This window comes from Xanthomarina spongicola, assembly GCF_003148645.1.
In the GTDB taxonomy this organism is placed as follows: domain Bacteria; phylum Bacteroidota; class Bacteroidia; order Flavobacteriales; family Flavobacteriaceae; genus Xanthomarina; species Xanthomarina spongicola.
On sequence record NZ_QGGP01000002.1, the window covers coordinates 27,930 to 47,327 of the forward strand.

General features: G+C 29.2%; 21 protein-coding genes. 14 read left to right on the forward strand and 7 right to left on the reverse strand.

Going from position 1 to position 19,398, the window contains the following annotated elements; genetic code table 11:
- Positions 1–23 precede the first annotated feature (23 nt).
- A complete protein-coding gene (gene dnaA / locus LX78_RS04140) occupies positions 24–1,451 on the reverse strand; it encodes a chromosomal replication initiator protein DnaA (protein ID WP_109681395.1) in 1,428 nt (475 codons plus the stop codon).
- Between the two features lie 185 nt (positions 1,452–1,636).
- Between dnaA and LX78_RS04145 the strand changes: the two genes are divergently transcribed.
- Entirely contained in the window at positions 1,637–2,035 is a 399-nt protein-coding gene (locus LX78_RS04145; protein WP_109681396.1) for an acyl-CoA thioesterase, read from the forward strand.
- Here LX78_RS04145 and LX78_RS04150 read toward each other — a convergent pair.
- The 4 genes from LX78_RS04150 to ribD form a co-directional block, all read right to left on the reverse strand.
- The gene (locus LX78_RS04150; protein ID WP_109681397.1) at positions 2,032–2,646 is read right to left on the reverse strand and encodes an IMPACT family protein; all 615 of its coding nucleotides are present in this window, start codon (positions 2,644–2,646) and stop codon (positions 2,032–2,034) included. The genes LX78_RS04145 and LX78_RS04150 overlap by 4 nt on opposite strands.
- A gap of 2 nt (positions 2,647–2,648) precedes the next feature.
- Positions 2,649–3,437 (reverse strand): EamA family transporter, encoded by a 789-nt coding sequence (locus tag LX78_RS04155; protein WP_342766612.1) that lies wholly within the window; start codon positions 3,435–3,437, stop codon positions 2,649–2,651.
- Positions 3,438–3,508: 71 nt separating this feature from the next.
- Entirely contained in the window at positions 3,509–4,120 is a 612-nt protein-coding gene (locus LX78_RS04160; protein ID WP_109681399.1) for an HAD family hydrolase, read from the reverse strand.
- A complete protein-coding gene (gene ribD, locus LX78_RS04165; protein ID WP_109681400.1) occupies positions 4,113–5,117 on the reverse strand; it encodes a bifunctional diaminohydroxyphosphoribosylaminopyrimidine deaminase/5-amino-6-(5-phosphoribosylamino)uracil reductase RibD in 1,005 nt (334 codons plus the stop codon). The genes LX78_RS04160 and ribD overlap by 8 nt, the downstream gene beginning before the upstream one ends.
- Before the next feature lie 35 nt (positions 5,118–5,152).
- On the opposite strand from ribD, the gene LX78_RS04170 reads away from it, so the two are divergent.
- The 6 genes from LX78_RS04170 to LX78_RS14765 all read left to right on the forward strand — a co-directional run bounded on the left by LX78_RS04170 (position 5,153) and on the right by LX78_RS14765 (position 11,149).
- Complete coding sequence (locus tag LX78_RS04170; RefSeq protein WP_109681401.1) at positions 5,153–5,644, forward strand: GNAT family N-acetyltransferase; 492 nt, start codon at positions 5,153–5,155, stop codon at positions 5,642–5,644.
- Complete coding sequence (gene prmC / locus LX78_RS04175) at positions 5,641–6,522, forward strand: peptide chain release factor N(5)-glutamine methyltransferase (RefSeq protein WP_109681895.1); 882 nt, start codon at positions 5,641–5,643, stop codon at positions 6,520–6,522. The genes LX78_RS04170 and prmC overlap by 4 nt, the downstream gene beginning before the upstream one ends.
- Positions 6,522–8,516 (forward strand): NAD-dependent DNA ligase LigA, encoded by a 1,995-nt coding sequence (ligA, locus tag LX78_RS04180; RefSeq protein ID WP_109681402.1) that lies wholly within the window; start codon positions 6,522–6,524, stop codon positions 8,514–8,516. The genes prmC and ligA overlap by 1 nt, the downstream gene beginning before the upstream one ends.
- A gap of 484 nt (positions 8,517–9,000) precedes the next feature.
- Complete coding sequence (locus LX78_RS14705) at positions 9,001–9,339, forward strand: hypothetical protein (RefSeq protein ID WP_146192539.1); 339 nt, start codon at positions 9,001–9,003, stop codon at positions 9,337–9,339.
- A 175-nt stretch (positions 9,340–9,514) separates the two neighbouring features.
- Complete coding sequence (locus tag LX78_RS04190) at positions 9,515–10,240, forward strand: hypothetical protein (protein ID WP_109681404.1); 726 nt, start codon at positions 9,515–9,517, stop codon at positions 10,238–10,240.
- Positions 10,241–10,435: 195 nt separating this feature from the next.
- The gene (locus LX78_RS14765; RefSeq protein ID WP_109681405.1) at positions 10,436–11,149 is read left to right on the forward strand and encodes a hypothetical protein; all 714 of its coding nucleotides are present in this window, start codon (positions 10,436–10,438) and stop codon (positions 11,147–11,149) included.
- Here LX78_RS14765 and LX78_RS04200 read toward each other — a convergent pair.
- A complete protein-coding gene (locus tag LX78_RS04200) occupies positions 11,139–12,056 on the reverse strand; it encodes a bifunctional metallophosphatase/5'-nucleotidase (RefSeq protein ID WP_109681406.1) in 918 nt (305 codons plus the stop codon). The two genes, LX78_RS14765 and LX78_RS04200, sit on opposite strands and share 11 nt — an antisense overlap.
- A 4-nt stretch (positions 12,057–12,060) precedes the next feature.
- Positions 12,061–12,822: a 5'-nucleotidase C-terminal domain-containing protein gene (locus LX78_RS04205; protein WP_109681407.1), complete on the reverse strand. Its 762-nt coding sequence runs from the start codon at positions 12,820–12,822 to the stop codon at positions 12,061–12,063.
- Positions 12,823–12,893: 71 nt separating this feature from the next.
- Between LX78_RS04205 and LX78_RS04210 the strand changes: the two genes are divergently transcribed.
- The 7 genes from LX78_RS04210 (at position 12,894) to recN (ending at position 19,383) form a co-directional block, all read left to right on the forward strand.
- The gene (locus LX78_RS04210) at positions 12,894–13,418 is read left to right on the forward strand and encodes a DUF6913 domain-containing protein (protein ID WP_109681408.1); all 525 of its coding nucleotides are present in this window, start codon (positions 12,894–12,896) and stop codon (positions 13,416–13,418) included.
- Positions 13,415–14,293 carry a 4-hydroxy-tetrahydrodipicolinate synthase gene (gene dapA, locus LX78_RS04215; RefSeq protein WP_109681409.1) on the forward strand — a complete coding sequence of 293 codons (879 nt, stop codon included), beginning with the start codon at positions 13,415–13,417 and terminating at the stop codon, positions 14,291–14,293. Before LX78_RS04210 ends, dapA begins: the two co-directional genes overlap by 4 nt.
- 116 nt (positions 14,294–14,409) lie before the next feature.
- Positions 14,410–15,222: an outer membrane protein assembly factor BamD gene (locus LX78_RS04220; RefSeq protein WP_109681410.1), complete on the forward strand. Its 813-nt coding sequence runs from the start codon at positions 14,410–14,412 to the stop codon at positions 15,220–15,222.
- Positions 15,223–15,232: 10 nt separating this feature from the next.
- Complete coding sequence (locus LX78_RS04225; protein WP_109681411.1) at positions 15,233–15,562, forward strand: DNA-directed RNA polymerase subunit omega; 330 nt, start codon at positions 15,233–15,235, stop codon at positions 15,560–15,562.
- Positions 15,563–15,567: 5 nt separating this feature from the next.
- Positions 15,568–16,776, forward strand: a complete 1,209-nt coding sequence (gene coaBC / locus LX78_RS04230; protein ID WP_109681412.1) for a bifunctional phosphopantothenoylcysteine decarboxylase/phosphopantothenate--cysteine ligase CoaBC — start codon at positions 15,568–15,570, stop codon at positions 16,774–16,776.
- Complete coding sequence (gene porD / locus LX78_RS04235; protein WP_109681413.1) at positions 16,769–17,656, forward strand: type IX secretion system protein PorD; 888 nt, start codon at positions 16,769–16,771, stop codon at positions 17,654–17,656. Before coaBC ends, porD begins: the two co-directional genes overlap by 8 nt.
- 74 nt (positions 17,657–17,730) lie before the next feature.
- A complete protein-coding gene (recN, locus tag LX78_RS04240; protein ID WP_109681414.1) occupies positions 17,731–19,383 on the forward strand; it encodes a DNA repair protein RecN in 1,653 nt (550 codons plus the stop codon).
- Positions 19,384–19,398: the final 15 nt, after the last annotated feature.

Consider the following 19,398-nt stretch of genomic DNA (forward strand, 5'->3'; position numbering starts at 1 on the left):
AGTCATCGGAAATGATTTTAAGATTAAACAGCTAGTTTTTTAGAAAGATCTTCAACGTATTTTCTGAATTGTTTATCAGTTGAAGTTAAGTTATCTACAGTTTTGCAAGCATGTAAAACTGTTGCATGATCTCTTTTTCCAATTTGAGAACCTATACTTGCAAGAGACGCTTTGGTTAATTTTTTAGCAAAAAACATAGCCAATTGCCTTGCTTGAACTATATGGCGTTTTCTGGTTTTAGATTGTAAGGTATCCACATCCATTTGGAAATAATCTGAGACTATTTTTTGAATATAATCGATAGATACTTCACGCTTGGTATTTTTTACAAACTTCTCTACAACTTGTTTTGCTAAATCAATGGTAATCTCTTTTTTGTTAAAAGAAGATTGAGCAATTAAAGAGATGATGGCACCTTCTAACTCACGTATATTAGATTTAATATTCTTTGCTACATATTCAACAATATCTTCAGGCATTTCTACGCCATCACGATATAATTTGTTTTTCAAGATAGACACACGTGTTTCAAAATCTGGACTTTGCAATTCTGCTGAAAGTCCCCATTTGAACCTAGATAATAAACGTTGCTCAATATCTTGCATGTCTACTGGAGCTTTGTCACTTGTTAAAATAACTTGCTTGCCATTTTGGTGTAAATGGTTGAATATGTGGAAGAAAACATCTTGAGTTCCAGTTTTTCCTGAAAGGAACTGGACATCATCAATAATTAAAATGTCTATAATCTGATAAAAATGAATGAAATCATTTCTATTATTCTTTTTTACCGAATCTATATATTGTTGTGTAAATTTTTCAGCAGAAATATATAAAACCGTTTTTTCTGGATATTTATCTTTTATGTCAACACCTATAGCATGAGCTAAGTGTGTTTTTCCTAAACCAACACCACCGAAAATAAGCAATGGGTTGAATGAGGTTCCTCCTGGTTTTGAAGCGACAGCTAATCCAGCACTTCTGGCTAAACGATTAGAATCACCTTCAAGAAAATTCTCAAAACTATAATTAGGATTTAATTGGGATTCAATTTTTACATTTCTAATCCCTGGAATAACAAAAGGATTACGTAATTCTGGACTTTTATTATTTAATGGAATATCTACATCTTGAGCTTTAACAGAACTTCTGTTAGAACTTGGAATTCGTTCTGTAAAAGGCTGTTTGTTACCATAGGTGTTTTCCATTTTTATAATGTATACAAGTTTGGCAGTTTCGCCTAGTTCTTTTGTAAGGGCAACTTTTAAAATTTTAACGTAATGTTCCTCTAACCACTCATAAAAGAATTTACTAGGTACTTGAATGCTTAAAGAATTATCTGAAAGTTTTACTGCTAAAATGGGTTCAAACCATGTTTTATAGGCTTGTGGTTGAATGTTATCCTTTATGAATTCAAGACAATTATTCCATACCGATTGCGCAGTTACACTCATTATTGATTTTAAAATTTACTAGTTAGTTACTGTAAGAGAAAATGGAATTCTCTTGTTGATTTTATAGCTTGACAAATATGTGAACAAAATTCTTAAAAAAAAAATCAAATGCTATTGAATTTAAAGATTTTTTTTTGCATGTTTAAAGCATTGCCTAAACTACAAAAAAATATTCTAAAAACGATATGATTTTCGATGAAATACCAATAAGAGTGAGATATGGTGAAACTGACCAAATGGGAGTTGTTCATCATGGAAATTATGCGTTATACTTAGAAATGGGTAGAACTGAATGGTTGCGTAAAAAAGGTATTTCGTATAAACAAATGGAAGATGATGGTGTTATGTTGCCTGTAATATCTATGAGTTTAAATTTCAAAAAGTCAGCTGTTTATGATGAGGTTATTAAAGTGAAAACACAACTAAAAAAAACACCCTCTGTTAGAATTGAATTTGATTACGAAATTACAAATCAGGCTGGCGAAATTTTAGTTTCAGCAAATACAGAATTAGCATTTATTAATATGAAAACTAAAAGACCAATGAAATGTCCAGATTATATATTGGAAAAACTAGAAAATTAATTATCTAGTTCTTTTATTTCAACTTCAAAGATTGTATTAAATTTATTGTAGATGTTTAAACTATCTTTTAACCTTACTGAAATTATAATCTTACAATCTAACTCTAATGTCTGATTTATTATATTTAGATTCTTTTCTTTAATAACACGCATTACTTTATTCATATTTTTGTAGTCAAAGCGTATTTCAAATTGTTTATTTATTGTTCTAGTAACAATCCTAGAAGATTCTAAAGCCATTTGAGCTGTGGTTTTATAAGCATTTATTAAACCTCCAACACCAAGTTTTACACCTCCAAAATATCTTACAACAACAATTAAAATATTGGTAACCTCAAACGATTGAATTTGCCCATAAATTGGCATTCCTGCGCTATTATTAGGCTCGCCATCATCATTGGCTCTAAACTGAATGTTATTTTCGTCTGTTCCTATTTGATAAGCATAACACCAATGTCTTGCAGAATGATGTTGTTTTTTTAATTCATCTATATGGTCCTTAACAGTATCTTCATTTAAAACTGGAAAAGCATAACCAAAAAACTTGCTATTCTTGTCTTTAAATAGTACTTCTTTGGAGGCTTTAGAGATTGTTTTATAAGTATCTTTCATTATTAGGCTAAAGTTACTAATAGTATTGAAATGATTGCAAAACTAACACCTATCCAGTTTTTAATAGATAGCTTTTCTTTAAATAAAATATAACCAATTAAAGATGATAACATTACAATAGCAACGTTATTGACTGTAAAAATAGTAGAGCTTTCTATGGATTCATGGTCTAACGCTTTTAATAGGTAATATATAGATGCATAGTTTGTAATTCCTAAAATAGCTCCTCCAATAAGACTTTGAGGGTTAAATTTGAATTCTTTCTTTATTATTTTTACAATAAGTAAGCCTAAGCCTATACAAGCTGCAAAACAAAAAATAGTTGCTGAAAATATAGGAATGCCATTTTCTGAAACATAGGTTGTTTCAAGATATTTAATGGAAGTGTCTATTATGCCTGAACCTAAAAACAGAACAAAAGGTAAAAGCAAACTGCTTTTTAAATGAAGGTTTGAATTTGGTTTAATGGACACAAAATAAACTGCTAAAAGAGCCAATATAATTCCAATTATTTTTTGGTATCCTGTACTTTCTCCATACATATAAATTCCAAAAAACACAGGAATAATAACACTCATTTTTGTGGCTACTGAAGCTACAGAAATGCCATTACGTTGAGCAGTTATGGCCATTACGTTAAAAATAGATATAAATAGAAAACCTAGAGCGATAGCTCCATAAAACCATTTTTCTTCAGTAATTTCGATTAAATTTATTGGCTTATTATAGGTTAGTAAGCCACATAAACAAGCAACAATGTAATTAAATACAATAGCCTGTAGTGTATTCACTTTAAATCTATCGAATAATTTGAAGATTAAAAAAATGCATGTAGAAGCTAGAATACTTAATAATAAATAAATCAAAAGAATTCTTTTTTAATGGTGAATAAATTTGAAATATCTTCAGTTTTTGGATTGATATTCCAAGTATGAATTCCTAATTTTGCTGCTGCTTCAATGTTTTCAATAGTATCGTCTATAAACAAGCAATCTCCTGGATTTAGTTTATTTTCCTTTAAAACAAAGTTATAAATACTTGCATCTGGTTTTCGTAATTGTATTTCATGAGATAAGTAGAACTTATGAAAACAATTTTTGAAATCTTCATAAAAAGACACTCGCTCTTTTATCCAGTCTATGTGCAATTCGTTAGTGTTGCTCAATAATATAAGGTTGTATGTGTTTTCTTTGGCAAGATTTTTTATAAAATCTAAACGATGTTCTGGAAAGTCTTTTAAAATACAATTCCAGGCATAGAGTACATCATCTTCATCTAAATCGGGAAAGTTTTCTAAATAAAATTCTATAAACTCTTCAGTTGAAATTAAGCCTTGTTCATAAAGGCTGTTAAAAGCAATTAATTCTTCAGAAAGCGTTTTTAATTTAAAAATATCAAGCGCATGATTCATAGCTCCTTCTTTATCTAAATTAATAAAGACATCGCCAAAATCGAAAATAAGGGTTTTATTCATTTATGTAAATTTTTAAAGAATCTTCTAAAATTAAAGAATCTTGAATCTGTTTTCCTTTAAAAACTGGTGCTTTCACGCCATCTTTAAAAGTTGTTTTTCCTATAAAAACTCGAGCTTCATCCCAAAGTTTTTCATTTATAAACGTTTGAAGTGTGTTTCTTCCACCTTCAATGATAATTGATTGGATGTTATTTTTATGTAATAAATCACAAATTTGTAAAGCCACGTTATTTGAGAAATCTATGTCATTTTCAGAAATTACAATTGTTTCAGCATCCTTATTAAGGATTTGATACTTTTTTGAAAGTATGTTCTTTTTGTCTAAAACAATACGAATAGGATTTTTTCCAGTCCAATCTCTAACTGTTAAGCTCGGATTATCTTCAATTACTGTATTTGTGCCAACCAAGATTGCTTGTTCTTCTGATCGCCATTTATGTACTAATTGCCTAGAAATCTCATTGGTAATCCAAACCGGTTTTTGTTCATGTTTCGTTTTTGGAGCTATAAAACCATCTTGCGTTTCTGCCCATTTTAAAATAATATAAGGACGTTTTTTATTATGAAACGTGAAAAACCGTTTATGATGCTTTTTACATTCTTCTTCTAAAACACCAACCTGGACTTTGCATCCAGAGTCTTTAAGTTTTTCAATTCCTTTTCCAGCTACTTTGCTATGTGTATCAATAGTTCCAATAACCACTTGTGGAATCTTATTTTCTATAATTAAATTACTACAAGGTGGTGTTTTTCCAACATGGCTACATGGTTCTAAAGTGACATATAGCGTCGATTTATTAAGTAAAGATGGGTCCTTAACAGATTCTATAGCATTCACTTCGGCATGTTTTTCACCATAAGGGCTTGTAAAACCTTCGCCAATTATTTTGTTATCGTGTACAATGACGCAACCTACCATTGGGTTTGGAGCTGTAGTTCCTAGACCATTTTTGGCAATTTCAATACAACGTTTTATGTATTTTTCATGTATCTTCATCCCGATTAATTTCGAGGTAAAAATAACATAATAAAGTGAGCAATAATAATATTGTAATTAGAGAAATTGCTTTAGAAGACAATAAGCAAATAGCAAAAGTAATTAGAGATGTTTTAGTGGAATTTGGTGTACCCAAAGTTGGAACAGCTTATGCTGATGTTTCTTTAGATAAAATGGCAGAAACATATTATGGTGGAAAGTCGGTTTATTTTGTAATAGATAACAATGGAAAAATAATTGGAGGCGCTGGAATAGCTGCATTAGATAATTATGAAGGTAATGTGTGCGAACTACAAAAAATGTACTTTTTACCTGAAGCAAGAGGAATAGGTTTAGGTAAAAGAATGATGGAAACTTGTCTTGAAAGCGCAAAAGCTTTCGGATTTGAAAAATGTTATTTAGAAACCATGCCATATATGGATGATGCCAGAAAATTGTATGCTAAAGTTGGTTTTAATTCTTTAGATGAACCTTTGGGGAATACTGGTCATTATTCATGCAATGTTTGGATGATAAAAGAATTATGAGATTAAAAGATATACAAGACATTTTTCATAAAGAGTTAGATGCTGTTTTTGGTGAGAATGAAGTAGGCAGTTTTTTTAATATATTAATATCTCATTATTTAAAATTAAATCGGATAGCTTTGATTCTTGATCCAGAATTAACCATTTCTAAAGACGAAGAACAGCCGTTGTTTGAAGCTTTAAGCAGATTGAAATTAGAAGAGCCTATTCAATACATTATTGGTGAAACAGAGTTTTTTGGGCTGCCATTTAAAGTAAACGAACATACATTAATTCCTAGACCTGAAACGGAAGAACTCATTTCACTCGTTCTTGAAAACATCAAAAATCAAAAAACAAATTCTAAAGCTTTATCTATATTAGATATAGGAACTGGTTCTGGTTGTATTGCAATTTCATTGGCAAAAAACCTTCCTAATGCTCAAGTTTACGCTGTAGATGTTAGTGAAGAAGCTTTAAAAACAGCCAAACAAAATGCTGAATTTAATAATGTGCAAGTAAGCTTTATAAAAGCAGATATATTAAATGTAAACTCTTGGGATTTAGAATTTAAAGATTTGGAGTTTGATATAATTGTGTCCAATCCACCTTATGTTAGAAATTTAGAGAAGGTTGAAATAAAGAATAATGTGTTGAATCATGAACCACATCTAGCTTTATTTGTGGAAGATAACAACCCACTACAATTTTATAAAGCCATTACTGAGTTTACTGTTAATAAATTGAAAGACAATGGACTCTTATTTTTTGAAATTAATCAATATCTTGGAAAAGAAATGATTCAATTATTGGAAGATTATCATTTTGATGATATAGAATTAAAGACAGACATATTCGGAAATAATCGCATGTTAAAAGGAAAAAAGAATACTAATTAATGACAGTAAAGGAAAACATCCAGCAATTAAGAGAGGAACTTCGTAAGCACAATTATAATTATTATGTACTTGATAATCCTACAATTAGTGATTACGAATTCGATATAAAACTAAACGAGCTTTTAAAACTAGAAAAAGACCATCCAGAATTTTTCGATGTCAATTCACCTACACAACGTGTAGGAGGACAGATAACAAAAAATTTCGAAACGGTTGCACATGAGCATCGTATGTATTCTTTAGATAATTCATATTCAAAAGAAGACTTACTAGATTGGGAAACAAGAATTAAAAAATTGGTTGATGGCGAATTGCAATTTACTTGCGAATTAAAGTACGATGGTGCATCTATAAGCTTAACGTATTTATACGGAAATTTAGAAAGAGCTGTTACCAGAGGAGATGGCTTTCAAGGAGATAACGTAACAGCCAATGTAAAAACTATTAAATCTGTTCCATTACAATTAAAAGGAGAATATCCAGATAAATTTGATATACGAGGCGAAATTGTTCTGCCTTGGGATGGTTTTAATAAAATGAATGAAGAACGAATTGAAATAGGAGAGGAGCCATACAGAAACCCAAGAAATACAGCTTCAGGTAGCTTAAAATTGCAAGATAGTAGCGAAGTAGCAAAACGACCTTTAGAATGTTTATTATACAATATTACTGGTACTAATCTAGATATTGAAACTCAATTTGAAAGCTTGGAAAAAGCACGTTCTTGGGGATTCAAAGTTCCACAAGCTGCCAAACTGGTTAATTCTATAGATGCTGTTTTAGAGTTTATTAATTATTGGGATGTGCATAGGCATAATCTTCCTTACGAAACAGATGGCGTTGTTATTAAAGTAAATAACTTACAGCAACAAGAAGAGTTGGGTTATACAGCAAAAGCGCCACGTTGGGCAATAGCATATAAGTTTAAAGCAGAACAGGTTTCTACTCGATTAAATGAGATAACATATCAGGTTGGGAGAACTGGAGCTATAACTCCAGTTGCTAATTTAGAACCTGTGGAATTGGCTGGAACTACTGTAAAGCGTGCATCTTTACACAATGCAGATCAAATAGAAAAATTGGATATTCGCGTTGGAGATGAAGTGTTTGTTGAAAAAGGAGGAGAAATTATTCCAAAGATTATTGCAGTCGATTTAAGTAAAAGGCCTGACAATTCTCAACCAACACAATATATTACACATTGTCCAGAATGTGAAACAGAATTGGTAAGAACTGAAGGAGAGGCACAACATTATTGTCCTAATTACAATGGCTGTAAACCACAGATTATTGGAAGGATTCAGCATTTTATTTCCAGAAAGGCTATGGATATTGAAGGATTGGGAGGTGAAACAGTTGCTTTATTGGTTAACGAAGGACTTATAAATAATTATTCAGATTTATACGAATTAACTAAAGAGCAAGTTATTCCTTTAGAGAGAATGGCAGATAAAAGTGCAGACAATTTAATCAATGGCATTGAACAATCTAAGAAAATACCATTTGAAAGAGTTTTGTATGCTCTTGGAATTAGATATGTTGGAGAGACTGTAGCAAAAAAACTAGCAAAACATTATAAGAGCATCGATGCAATTGCAGAAGCCAAACATGAGGATTTAATTAATGTAGATGAAATTGGTGTAAAGATAGCAGAAAGTGTTATTGAGTTTTTTAATTCAGATACTAGTAGAGCTATTATTACTAGATTAAAGAATTTTGGTGTTCAGTTAGAAATTTCAGCTGAAAAATTGGCCAATCAAACAAATAAGTTAGAAGGAAACATCTTTGTTGTTTCAGGCGTGTTTCACGTAGTGTCTAGAAATGAGTTAAAAAAGCTTATTGAAGACAATGGAGGCAAAGTATCTTCGTCTATTTCAAGCAAAACTAATTATATTGTTGCAGGAGATAATATGGGTCCAAGTAAAAAAGATAAAGCCGAGAAACTAAACATCTCAATAATCTCGGAACAAGATTTTTTAAATATGATTCAATAATAAATGGAATGATTATTAATTATCGTTAATCTATGTTTTTAATCATTTAATTTCAAATTTTAAAATATATTTGTTCGATAATGAGACGATTACAATACAGTTGTCATATTAAAATTCATTTGTTATTATGGTTCAACTTTTATATACATCTTTAATTCTTGGAATTGTAAATTCATATATTTTTGAATTATTAGAGTTATTGATTGTTCCATTAATAACAATAGTTTATTTAATTAAAATTAAAGAGAAATCAATTCTTTTCACATTGTTTCTTGTAACTTATTCAATATCAGATCTTATAAATTTGATAGATCAAGATAGGCTTTATGAGCTTATATATTTTACTTGTAATTGTCTTTATATACTATCGTATCTGTTTTTGTTATTTGAAATTTTAAAAACAATAAAATTTAAAACTATTCTAAAAAAATTCTCTACACATTTTGTGGTTTTGTTGTTACTTAATTTATATATCATTTTTGTAATGGCAACAATTATAAATCCAATAGACTTTGAAACAAGCTATCTAGGATCTGTAAGAATAATTGAACATCTATATAATTTTGTATTACTTTCTTTATTAAGTATGTCTTTTTTAAACTATTTATTACACGAAGACACTAAATCTCTTCTTATGTTTTGTGGATGTTTAGCTATAACATTTTCTGAGCTCTTATTAATTGGGTACTACTACCTTTCTGAACAAATGGAGGCGCTTGGATTTGTTTCTACTTTACTGAATGTTTGTGCTTTTATTCTTTTCTATTTTCAAGCAAGTATTAAAGCAAATAGAGATAGCACAAGTAGCGTTATAAATTATTAAAAATTTCGACAATTAGTTAATTGCAATTATTGCAGTATATATAAGGGTTTTTTATTAAAATTAGATAATCGTAAAAAGGAGTATTCATATAAATAAATAAAAAATATCGTTAAAGTGTATATTTTTATCGTTTAATTGTAATTTTTGTGTATATTTGCTTTCAAATGAATACTAAATGATTTTAACCAAATCAAATATTTTAATAGTTTCAATAATTTTACTCTGTTTTTCTTTTGCTCTTTGCGAGCTCCAAGGAGAATACTTCCTTTCTAGTATTTCCAAGTCTTTTATAGTTCCTTTATTTACATTGCTTTACTTTCTTAATGTTCAAAATAAATCGCCATATTTCTCATGGTTTTTAATTTTATTTTCAATCTCAGAATTAATGGTATTTGCTGAATTCTATATAGATTCTGAAAAAGCTTTCGATGTCTATTACATGTTTGGAAATTTATTATATATTATTGCTTATATATTGTTGCTTATAGAGGTTTGCAAAAGCCTAAATTTTAAATCAGTTCTTAAAAATTATAAAGCACATTTGGTTGTACTTTCCATTCTTAATATTTATATGGTTTATGTATTAATTACAATTGTTGATCCATTTTTATTTAATAATTCATTTATGATAGGGATTGAGTTGACCTATAATATTGTTATGTTGTTGTTACTTACTTTTTCATTAATTGCCTATTTTTATAATGACAACAAAAAGTCTTTGGCTCTATTTTTAGGATCTTTAAGTATTGTATTCTCAGAGGTTGTACAGATTGCTTATTTCTACATAGCAGATAAAGATTTATTAAATTTCATATCAACAGTCTTATTTGTTTTAGCATTTAGTTTTTATTATTACCATTCTAGAATAAAAATTGAACAAGGTTTTAGAGCCATTTCTTAATAATTGACTTCTCATTTACAATTCTAATACATCTTATTTCATAATTTTTTAACATACTTTTCGATGAACTGCACGTTATTATCGTTGTAATTAATTATATTTGTTTCAACCTACTTATGAATTACTACTGTGAAAGAATGGCTAAAAATTAGTTATAACAGGATATTTTTGTGTGTTCTGTGTATACTTATCCTAATGAATGTGCTCGCTACTTTAAGTGAAAGTGGCTTGTTATTACAAATTACAAAACCTCTATTTGTTCCTGTTTTTATTATGTATTATTTTATAAAAAATAGATACTTAAGTTTTGTTTTTATTCTGTTTTTAGTCTTTTCGTTTATAGGTGATTTTTCATCTGTTTTTTCTTCAAATAATTCAATTTTAAAATTTTCAAGTCTCATTTATTTCTTAAGTTATTTATCACTTATTGTATACACTATTTCTAAGTTTAAGCGTGTAAGAATAGATATGATTATTGCCTTATATTTACTAATAGTAGTAAGTATAAATTCTTATTTTATATATGAATTATTCTCGATTATGAAATCGCAAATTTCAGATCCCTTAGAGGTTTCTTTATTTGCTGCAAAAAGTGTGTCTTTAATTGTATTAACGTTTTTATCGTTTGTAGTTTATTTAAATTCAGATACAAAGCAGTCTATCCTTTTCTTACTAGTAGCTTTATGTTTTGTGTTTTCAGATGTATTGCACTATATAAGTAATTATTACATTTACAATTGGAGTTTTGTAATGTTAGATCGTGTACTGCATGTGGTTGGATTGTTTTTCTTTTTCAATTACATTATTGGTGAAAACAGGATAAGAAAAAGACAAATTGTAAAGGAAAGAATAGAAGCTGAATCCTCGAATAATTCTGAAACGTCTTTAATAGCTTTAACTAGACAATAATAGATGTGCCATTAACTGTCTTGTTTTTGTCTATATCGAAAAAGAAGTCTATTCTACCTAAATTTATTCCATAACATCCAACTTGATTAACAAGCACATTTTTACCCTCTATATTTTTAGTAATAGTTGGTTTTGGTAAAAATGTATGTGTATGTCCACCTATAATTAAATCGATATTTTTTGTGCTTGCAGCTAATTTTAAATCGCTAGGTCTTTCTGGATAATTGGTATAATTATAACCTAAATGAGATAAGCAGATTACTAAATCGCAATGTTCCTCTTCTTTAAGGATACGACTCATGTCTTGAGCAATTTCTGTTGGATTTAAATATACAGTCTCTTTGTAAAGATCTTTTAAAACTAAACCATCGAGCATAATGCCTAAACCGAAAACACCTATTTTAATACCATCTCTTTTAAATACTTTATAAGGTTTTACATGAGTATCCATAATGGTGTTTGAGAAATCATAATTAGCTGATAAGAAAGCAAATTCTGCATGTGGTAATTGGGCATATAAGCCATCAATTCCATTATCGAAATCATGATTTCCAATAGTTGCAGCATCATACTTTAACTTACTCATAAGCTTAAATTCAATTTCACCACCATAATAATTGAAATATGGTGTGCCTTGAAAAATATCTCCAGCATCTAATAATAATGTATTTGGGTTTTCATTTCTTATGGATTGAACTAAACTAGCTCTTCTTGCTACACCACCTTTATTTGGATTTCTACCATCTTCTGGTCCAAAAGGATCGATATGGCTATGTACGTCGTTGGTATGTAAAATAGTTATTTTAGTTGCTTTTTCAGACGCTTTAAAGCTAGGTAAAGTTATTCCGCCAATAGTAGTAAGTGCTGCTGCAGCAGTAGTTTGTTGAATGAAATATCTTCGTTTCATATGTTTATTTTTTTAATTTAATAAACCTGTCATCTATAACAGGATTTATAGTATCAACCTTTGCAAAATAATCTAAAAAGGCATTACGTATTTTATAATTTAAAATAAATAAGCTATCGTTAGGTTGAAAGAAGGTCATAGAATCTCCTCCATTATATAAATAATCGTTAGTAGCTACATAATATGTTTTAGAGGCTTCAATTGGCTTGTTGCTTATACTAGTTTCAACTAGATTAAAATCTTCATCAACAACTACTTTTAATTTAGAAATGGGATGCGCTCTTTTAGCTTCAAGTAAATAAGTTATTAATTGATTAATGCTACTTCCTTTAAGGCCAACAACAACAATACTGTTTTCGAAAGGCATAATTTCGTAAGCTGTTCTGGTAGTAACATTTCCTTTAGAAATTATAGATCTTATACCTCCATGATTTACTAAAACCATATCAATATCTTTTCCAGTCCTTTGTTTAAAAACAGGGTTTGCTTGCTCGAAAATTACATCAGCAAATAGATTACCAATAGCTGTATTTAACTCACCATCACTTTTGGAATAGGTGTCAACCGAATAAGCCAGAACACTATCTAATTCTTTATTTACATGTTCTCTATAAGGCTTAACAAATGCTTCAATTTCTAGATCTGATTCTAAACTGTCTGAGATAGAAATTTGCTTCCCTTCAATACGTGTAAGGTGTTGTGGCTCCTGTTTACAGCTAAAAAAGAAAACTATAAAAAGAATAAAAAAAAGTGACTTATAATTCATGATGAAACATCTGTGTTTTAATAATATGTTGTGAGTACTTTTATTACCTTTGTTGAAAGCATAAAGATATAATGATTTTAAAGGGTTTAAAAGAAAAATCTATTAAAAAGAATTTAAATTTAATTTTAAAGACTAGAGTAGTTGACTCAAGTAACAACAAGATTGAAACTTTAGGAATTTTATTAAATGCTGATGAAACTAATGATTTTGAAACATTAAAAACCATAGCTGAAACTTTAAATGTTAGACCAAATAAATTAAAAATTATAGCGTTTACAACATCTAAAAAAGAGGTTACTTATTCTTGGAATGTTTGCTTTAACCAAAAAGATTTTAATTGGAAAGGCAAAATTAATAATGTTGAGTTACAATCTTTTTTAGATACAAAATTCGATATTTTAATTAGTTATTATTCTGAAGATGTATTAGAATTAAAGTATTTAACGGCTGCATCTAATGCTAAATTTAAAGTAGGGATTTTTCAAAACGATAAACGTATTAACGATTTAATAATAAAAACTGATTTTAAGAATATTAAAGCCTTTAAAACGGAACTTTTAAAATACGTAACTGTATTAAATAAAATTAAAAAATGAAGAACAAATTAACTGGATTAGGCATTGCCATTGTAACACCTTTTAAGAAAGATTTAAGTGTAGATCATGAAGCTCTTGAAAAACTTGTAAATTATAATATAGAAAATGGTACAGATTATATTGTAATTAGTGGAACCACTGGAGAAAGTGTAACTGTAACAAAGCAAGAAAAAAAAGAAATAATTAACACAATTGTTATGTCTAACAATAATCGAGCGCCTTTAGTCCTAGGTATAGGAGGAAATAATACAGCAGAAATAATTGAAGAATTAAAAGCTACAGATTTTAGTCATATTTCAGCTATTTTATCTGTGTCTCCTGCATATAGTAAGCCAACTCAAGAAGGCATCTATCAGCATTTTAAGGCTATTTCTATGGCTTCACCAGTACCAATTATTTTATATAATGTTCCTGGTAGAACATCATCAAACATGCTACCTGAAACAGTTGTAAGATTAGCTTCAGAATTCGAAAATATTGTGGCTATTAAAGAAGCAGCAGGAAATATGTCGCAATACTTTCAATTAATAAAAAATAAACCAAAAGATTTTTTAGTTATTTCTGGAGACGACGACCTAGCATTACCAGTAACTTTAGCAGGAGGAGCTGGAGTTATTTCTGTTATAGGACAAGCATTTCCAAAGCAATTTTCTAGAATGATTCACTTAGGCTTAGAAGGAAAAGCCAAGGAAGCTTATAAAATTCATTACTCATTTTTAGAGATTATAAGTTTAATTTTTGCTGAAAATAATCCAGCAGGAATTAAAGCTGTTTTAGAGCAACTAAAACTAACAAACAATACAGTAAGATTACCACTAGTTATTGCATCAAATTCTTTAAAAGAAAAGATTGCAAGTTTTATTAAAAATTTTTAGAAAAGTTAAATTATACTTAATCCTTGTATTATGCTAGTTGAAGCAATTATTTTAGCTGAATAAAATATTTTTAAAATCCATATTAATAGCTTAATTTTGCATCCTGTTTAAAAATTATGAAGAAACTTTTTTATTTATTTATAACTTTCACTGTATTAAGTTCTTGTAGTCAATACCAGAAAGCTTTAAAAAAGCCTGATGTTGGCGAGAAATTTAGAGTAGGGGAAGAAATGTATAATAAAGGCAAATTTGCGAAAGCAAATAAACTTTTTGCTCAAATAGTTCCTAATTATAGAGGAAAACCTCAAGCTGAAAAATTGATGTTTCTTTATGCTAAGACTTATTTCGAAATGAAAGATTATTACTTAGCAAGTTATCAATTTGAAAGATTCGCTTCAGCATATCCTCAAAGTGAGAAAGTTGAAGAGGCATCTTTTTTAAGTGGAAAGAGTGCTTATATGCTTTCTCCAGTTTATTCTAAAGATCAAACAGAAACTAGAGATGCTATTGAAAAGCTTCAATCTTTTATAAACCTATATCCTGAATCTGAATTTTTAGCAGATGCAAATGAGCTTGTTAGAGAATTAGATTTTAAATTAGAAAGAAAAGCATTCGAAATAGCTAAACAATACAATAAAATTGCAGGCTATAATGGAGATTATACAGCATCTATAAAAGCATTCGATAATTTTATTTTAGATTTCCCAGGTTCTACATATAGAGAAGAAGCTTATTTTTACAAATTAGATTCAGCCTTTAAAATGGCAATGAACAGTGTTGAAACAAAAAAGGAAGAACGTTTAGAAAACGTTAAGTTGCATCATAAAAACTATAAAAAGAATTATAGTGAATATGAGCGTATGGAAGATGCAGATAAGATGATTGAAGAAGTGATTAAAGAATTAGAAAAATATAGAACTAAAAGCTAAATACAATAAAATGGATTTAAAAAAAATCAAAGCTCCTGTTAACACTATTACTTATAATAGAAATAAAATAGATGCAGAAACGCAAAATATCTATGAGTCTATCTCTATTATATCTAGAAGAGCAGAGCAAATTAATTCTGAAATTAAAAAAGAATTAATAGAAAAGCTTGAAGAATTTGCTACTTTTAACGATAGTCTTGAAGAGATTTTCGAGAACAAAGAGCAAATTGAAGTTTCTAAATTTTACGAAAAACTTCCTAAACCACATGCATTAGCGGTTCAGGAATGGTTAGATGGTAAAATTTATTATAGAAACACTGAAGACGATATTCAAGAATAAATAATATGTCAATATTAAGCGGCAAAAATATACTTTTAGGCATTAGTGCTGGTATTGCTGCTTATAAAACTGCTTCATTGGTTCGGCTTTTTATTAAAGCCGGAGCCAATGTAAAAGTAGTAATTACTCCTTCTGCTAAAGATTTTGTTACACCTTTAACATTATCTACCTTATCCAAAAATCCCGTACATTCCACTTTTGTTGACAATGCAGATGAAGATTTGTGGAATAATCATGTAGAATTAGGGCTTTGGGCAGACTTATTTGTTATTGCTCCAGCTACTGCAAATACTATGTCTAAAATGGCAAATGGTGTTTGCGATAATTTACTTTTGGCTACCTATCTATCTGCTAAATGTCCAGTATATTTTGCTCCTGCAATGGATTTGGACATGTATAAGCATCCAACTACAAAGCAATCTTTTAAAAGTTTAAAAAGTTTTGGTAATATTATTATTCCAGCTACAAGTGGTGAATTAGCCAGTGGATTAGTTGGTGAAGGTAGAATGGCCGAACCAGAAGATATTGTTGCTTTTATAGAAAAAGATATTATCAATAAATTGCCACTTCGTGGGAAGAAAGTATTAATTACAGCAGGACCAACTTACGAAGCCATAGATCCAGTTCGTTTTATTGGTAATCATTCTAGTGGAAAAATGGGCTTTGAAATTGCAAAAGCTTCAGCTAATCTTGGTGCTGAAGTCTTTTTAATTACTGGCCCAACACATCAAAAACTTCAGCATAGCTTAGTAAATGTCATTCCTGTTACTAGTGCAGAAGAGATGTATCTTGAAGCGCACAAATATTTTAAATCTGTTAATGTTGCCATTTTAGCAGCAGCTGTTGCAGACTATAAACCAATGCAAGTTGCTAATCAGAAAATAAAAAAGTCAGATTCAACGTTAGTATTACAATTAGAGAAAACTAAAGATATATTAGGTTCATTAGGTAAAATTAAATCTAAACAGATTTTAGTAGGTTTTGCTCTAGAAACAGAAAATGAACTTGAAAATGCAAAAGCAAAACTAAAAAAGAAGAATTTAAATTTAATTGTGTTAAATTCGTTGAAAGATAAAGGAGCTGGTTTTAAAACCGAAACCAATAAGGTTACCATTATCGACAACAAAAATACAGTTACAAAATATCAATTAAAGTCTAAGGCAGAAGTGGCTTCAGACCTTTTAAAAGAAATTATAAAACAGTTAGATGCGTAAAATTCTATTAATCTTAATGTTGTGTTTTAGCGTTTCGGCTTACACTCAAGAATTAAATTGTAATGTTGTTATTAATGCAGAACAGACAGGAAATCCAAATTTACCTGTATTCAAAACATTAGAAAAGCAAATAAGAGAGTTTGTAAACAATACCAAATGGACAAATAAAGAATTTACAAATCAAGAGCGAATAGAATGCTCTATGTATATTAACATAACAGAATATGCAAGCGATGTTTTCAATGGTACAATCCAAGTGCAATCTTCTAGACCAGTTTACGGATCATCTTACACATCTCCAGTACATAATATAAACGATAAAGATTTTACTTTTAGATATTTAGAGTTTCAGAATATGGTATATAATCCAAATCTTTTTGAAACAAATTTAATTTCGGTCTTAGCTTATCATGTATATATGGTTTTAGGTATCGATGCAGATACGTTTTCACCAAATGGAGGTCAAGAATATTTTAATCAAGCTCAAATTATTGTAAATTATTCACAAGGTGAAAATACAAAAGGGTGGAAATTAAGTGATGGAAATCAAAATAGATATACCTTAATAGATAATATGTTATCTCCAACTTTTGAAGACTATAGATCAACTATGTATAATTACCATAGAAATGGATTAGATATTATGCATAGTGACCAAAAAGAAGCTAAAACTAATATAGCTGATGCTATTATTAGTCTTGAAGCAATGAATAGAGTTAGACCAAATTCTTATATTTTAAGAACTTTTTTCGATGCTAAATCAGACGAGATTCAAGATATTTTTAGTTCTGGTCCAAATGTAGAAATTACAAAATTAATATCAGCTCTTAATAACGTGGCTCCAATGTATTCTAGTCAATGGAGAAATATTAAGTACTAAATTATTTTTCAAGATATATTTAGCATTTTCTTTTCTTAATATTAATTACCTTTAACCTAAATACTTGAATTGGTTTGATAACATCTCTCTCTATAAAAAATTATGCGTTAATAGATAATTTACAGGTTAATTTTAACCAAGGGTTCTCTATTATTACTGGCGAAACTGGAGCTGGAAAATCTATTTTATTGGGAGGCTTGTCTTTAATATTAGGAAAAAGAGCAGATTTAAGTAGTATAAAAGATGTATCTAAAAAATGTATTATTGAAGCTGTTTTCGATGTCACGAATTACAATCTACAAAGCCTTTTCGAAGCTAATGACTTAGATTATGAGCCACAAACAATAATTCGTAGAGAAATATTGCCAACAGGAAAATCTAGAGCCTTTATAAACGATTCTCCAGTTAATCTAAATAGCCTCCAGATTCTAGGCGAACAATTAATAGATATTCATTCACAACACCAAACACTACAGTTGGTAGACGATGCTTTTCAATTCGAAATAATTGATGCTCTAGCAAATAATAATTCTAAATTAAATACGTATTCCCAGCAACTTAAAGCATATAAATCAATTCAGAAAGAGTTAGAAAATTTATTGTCTTTTAAAGCTGAAGCCATAAAAGAATATGATTACCATTCCTTTTTATTAAACGAATTAAACGAAGCAAATCTTATAGAAGGTGAATTAGAAACTCTTGAGGAAGCATATGAAACTTTAAATAATGTTGAAGAAATTAAAGAATCCTTAATATTATCTAGTCAGTTATTTAACGATGAAGAAGTAGGCCTAATTACAGCGTTAACTACTTTAAAGAATAACTTCAAAAAAATAAGCAGATTTTCAGATAAATATGAAAATCTATATCATAGAATTGAAAGTAGTTTTATTGAGTTAGATGATGTTTTCTCTGAAATTGAAACGTTTCAAGAGCATTTAGATGCAGATCCAGAAAGATTAGATCAAGTAAATTCTAAATTACAAATTTTGAATAATTTGTTTAAAAAGCATGTAGTATCAACTGTTTCAGAATTAATTGAGATTAAAGAAGAACTTACTCTAAAAGTATCTGAAACCGAAAATTTAGACGAAACTATTCAGAAAAAAGAGGAAGAACTAATAGAAGTAGAAGCAACTATTAATAAAACAGCCGAAACAATACATAAAAAACGAATTCAAGCAATCCCTGAATTAACTAAGCAATTAGAATCTATTTTAAAAGAATTAGGCATGCCAAATGCTAAATTCAATGTCAGTTTAAAGACATCTAATACCTTTTATCTAAATGGGAAAGACGATTTATCTTTTATGTTTTCGGCAAATAAAGGAGGTCAATTTAACGAGCTTAAAAAAGCAGCGTCTGGAGGTGAATTATCTAGAATTATGCTAGCCATAAAATCTATATTATCTAAGTATAAACAATTGCCAACTATTATGTTCGATGAAATTGACTCTGGCGTTTCTGGAGAGATTTCAAACAAAATGGGACAAATCATGTTACAGATGAGCCATACCATGCAGGTTTTTGCCATTACTCACATTCCACAAATTGCTGCAAAAGGAAATACACATTTTAAAGTTTACAAAGAAGATATAGATAACGTAACTGTTACAAACCTAAAAAAATTAAATCACGACGAACGTTTGGTAGAGATTGCACAAATGCTTGGAGGAATAGAAATTTCAAATTCTGCTATGGCACATGCTAAACAATTATTGAATTAATACTATATTTGTTCT

What these genes read in the sequence shown, in the direction of transcription:
- dnaA (WP_109681395.1), bottom strand. Translation starts at nt 1,451, where the DNA reads ATGAGTGTAACTGCGCAATCGGTATGGAATAATTGTCTTGAATTCATA.
- LX78_RS04145 (WP_109681396.1), top strand. Translation starts at nt 1,637, where the DNA reads ATGATTTTCGATGAAATACCAATAAGAGTGAGATATGGTGAAACTGAC.
- LX78_RS04150 (WP_109681397.1), bottom strand. Translation starts at nt 2,646, where the DNA reads ATGAAAGATACTTATAAAACAATCTCTAAAGCCTCCAAAGAAGTACTA.
- LX78_RS04160 (WP_109681399.1), bottom strand. Translation starts at nt 4,120, where the DNA reads ATGAATAAAACCCTTATTTTCGATTTTGGCGATGTCTTTATTAATTTA.
- ribD (WP_109681400.1), bottom strand. Translation starts at nt 5,117, where the DNA reads ATGAAGATACATGAAAAATACATAAAACGTTGTATTGAAATTGCCAAA.
- prmC (WP_109681895.1), top strand. Translation starts at nt 5,641, where the DNA reads ATGAGATTAAAAGATATACAAGACATTTTTCATAAAGAGTTAGATGCT.
- ligA (WP_109681402.1), top strand. Translation starts at nt 6,522, where the DNA reads ATGACAGTAAAGGAAAACATCCAGCAATTAAGAGAGGAACTTCGTAAG.
- LX78_RS14705 (WP_146192539.1), top strand. Translation starts at nt 9,001, where the DNA reads ATGGCAACAATTATAAATCCAATAGACTTTGAAACAAGCTATCTAGGA.
- LX78_RS04190 (WP_109681404.1), top strand. Translation starts at nt 9,515, where the DNA reads ATGATTTTAACCAAATCAAATATTTTAATAGTTTCAATAATTTTACTC.
- LX78_RS14765 (WP_109681405.1), top strand. Translation starts at nt 10,436, where the DNA reads ATGAATGTGCTCGCTACTTTAAGTGAAAGTGGCTTGTTATTACAAATT.
- LX78_RS04200 (WP_109681406.1), bottom strand. Translation starts at nt 12,056, where the DNA reads ATGAAACGAAGATATTTCATTCAACAAACTACTGCTGCAGCAGCACTT.
- LX78_RS04205 (WP_109681407.1), bottom strand. Translation starts at nt 12,822, where the DNA reads ATGAATTATAAGTCACTTTTTTTTATTCTTTTTATAGTTTTCTTTTTT.
- LX78_RS04210 (WP_109681408.1), top strand. Translation starts at nt 12,894, where the DNA reads ATGATTTTAAAGGGTTTAAAAGAAAAATCTATTAAAAAGAATTTAAAT.
- dapA (WP_109681409.1), top strand. Translation starts at nt 13,415, where the DNA reads ATGAAGAACAAATTAACTGGATTAGGCATTGCCATTGTAACACCTTTT.
- LX78_RS04220 (WP_109681410.1), top strand. Translation starts at nt 14,410, where the DNA reads ATGAAGAAACTTTTTTATTTATTTATAACTTTCACTGTATTAAGTTCT.
- LX78_RS04225 (WP_109681411.1), top strand. Translation starts at nt 15,233, where the DNA reads ATGGATTTAAAAAAAATCAAAGCTCCTGTTAACACTATTACTTATAAT.
- coaBC (WP_109681412.1), top strand. Translation starts at nt 15,568, where the DNA reads ATGTCAATATTAAGCGGCAAAAATATACTTTTAGGCATTAGTGCTGGT.
- porD (WP_109681413.1), top strand. Translation starts at nt 16,769, where the DNA reads ATGCGTAAAATTCTATTAATCTTAATGTTGTGTTTTAGCGTTTCGGCT.